Here is a 634-nt window from a genome sequence, read left to right as displayed (position 1 = left end):
TTACACCGACGAACAGGCGCGGCCCATCGACATGGGCTCTATCCCGTTGGGCGGCGCGGTGTTCAGCCCCGGTGAAGGCCTCGCCGTGCGGCGCCACCTCAACGGGCAGTTGCTGATCGAAAGCGATGACGGCCTGTACCGCCTGTTCGAACCCACGCCCGCCAACCCGTCGCGGCTGCGCCTGAGCCAACTCGGTGACCGTAACGACAACCGCATCTTCCTCGATTACGACGATGCCGGACGCCTGATACGCCTGCGTGACACCTTCGATCGGGTGCACGTCGAACTGATCCGCGAGGGCGAACGCCTCAGCCGCCTGGAACGCCTCTACCCCGACCAACAGCGCGAAGTGCTGGTCAGCTACGCCTACGACGCGGTGCACAACCTGAGCGAAGTGCGCGATGCCAGCGGCCAGGTGCAACGGCGCTTCAGCTACGACGCCGGCCAGCGCATGGTCGAACACCAACTGCCCACAGGGCTGCGCTGCTTCTACGAATGGGGGTTGATCGACGATCTGGAATGGCGCGTGGTCCGCCACTGGACCGACGAGGGCGACGCCTACCAGTTCGATTATGACCTCAAGGCCGGCCTCACCCGCATCACCGACGGTTTGCAGCGGGTCAGCACGCGGCAC

Annotated in this window: 1 pseudogene; it reads left to right on the top strand. The window is 65.5% G+C overall.

Annotated features, from left to right (window positions below):
* A pseudogene (locus tag AC6CIA_RS26360) lies at positions 1–634 on the top strand (RHS repeat-associated core domain-containing protein); the annotation flags it as partial.

This window comes from Pseudomonas sp. GQ91 (assembly GCF_059758795.1).
Note: the sequence above shows the minus strand (reverse complement) of the source record. Positions and strands in the feature narration are given on the sequence as shown.